The organism is Vibrio sp. 1731 (assembly GCF_033339955.1).
In the GTDB taxonomy this organism is placed as follows: domain Bacteria; phylum Pseudomonadota; class Gammaproteobacteria; order Enterobacterales; family Vibrionaceae; genus Vibrio; species Vibrio alginolyticus.
The window spans coordinates 1-1,108 of the sequence record NZ_JAWOVO010000145.1 but is presented as its reverse complement, the minus strand read 5'-3'; the positions used below and the strand labels follow the sequence as shown (position 1 = coordinate 1,108).

1 protein-coding gene is annotated in these 1,108 nt (G+C 45.5%); it reads right to left on the bottom strand.

The window, feature by feature from the left end:
- Positions 1–1,108 (bottom strand): hybrid sensor histidine kinase/response regulator (locus R7035_RS25790; RefSeq protein WP_318146389.1); only part of this gene is annotated, 1,108 nt, incomplete at both ends.

The window sequence follows — 1,108 nt, the reverse complement described above, 5'->3', positions numbered from 1 at the left end:
CCAGACGACCATCCATCAACTTAGCAATCATCTCGAGCTCTTTCTCTCCAGATTCACCAGACAGGGCGATGATTGGCGTAGTTGGGGAGCACTGCTTGATTTTTTCGCTGGCGTCAAACCCATTCATCACTGGCATTTGAACATCCATCAACACCAAATCGACCTGATGTGATTGAAACAGTTCCACCGCATTTGCGCCGTTATTGGCTTGTAAACTATTGACGCCAAGTCGGTTTAGGTACATTTGAACCAAAGTACGTTGCACCTCTTTATCATCGACAATGAGCACAGTTGGTGCATCTTTGTTGATTTGTACGACAGGTTCTGGACTTGGTTTGGTTTTGACTTTCTGATTCCAGTTGTAAAAGTTTGGCGTTCGAAGCGTTTCTACTTTCGGTGCATTTGGCACAACCGGAAAATGCAGATAAAACTCAGTAAACTCATTAGTTACCGATTTACACTCAATTCGACCACCAAAAGAACGCATCACACGCTGACAGTAACCCAAGCCAAGTCCGCTACCGCCGCTCTTCTGGAATGAGAAAAAGTCATCAAAGATTTTGTGTACGATGCTGTCATCGATCCCAGGCCCTGTATCGCGGAAAACAAGCGTGTTTTCATAAGGGCCGACGAGAGTTCTGATTTCAATTTGACTATCGGGATAGGAATCAAAATAGTAAATCGCATTGCGAATCAAATTGAAAATGACAAAGTTGAACAGCGTCTCGTTGATTTTGGCGACAAAGTCGTTTTGAGTCGGAAGTTTCACCCTTTCGATGATGTGTTCGTTTTCAAAACCGTATCGACTCACCGCAAGATCCACCGCTTTATGAATCGAGGTGAGCGAAAGGGGCTCATGCACAGCAGAAGTATCGCTGACTTCGCGCAAGATGATGTCGATGAGTTGGCGTCCACGCTGAATTGCTGCTTGGCCTTTTTCGATATCGCTTCTGACCTTGTCATCGGATGCATTGCTATCAATGTGCTGTTTCAGCGCTTCAAATTGAAGCTGAACTTGCGCCAATGGGTTGCGCATTTCATGGGCGATCGAGTTGGCTAACGCGCGGCTTTGACGAATCTTTCTATCGGACTCAATCGTATTTTGTAC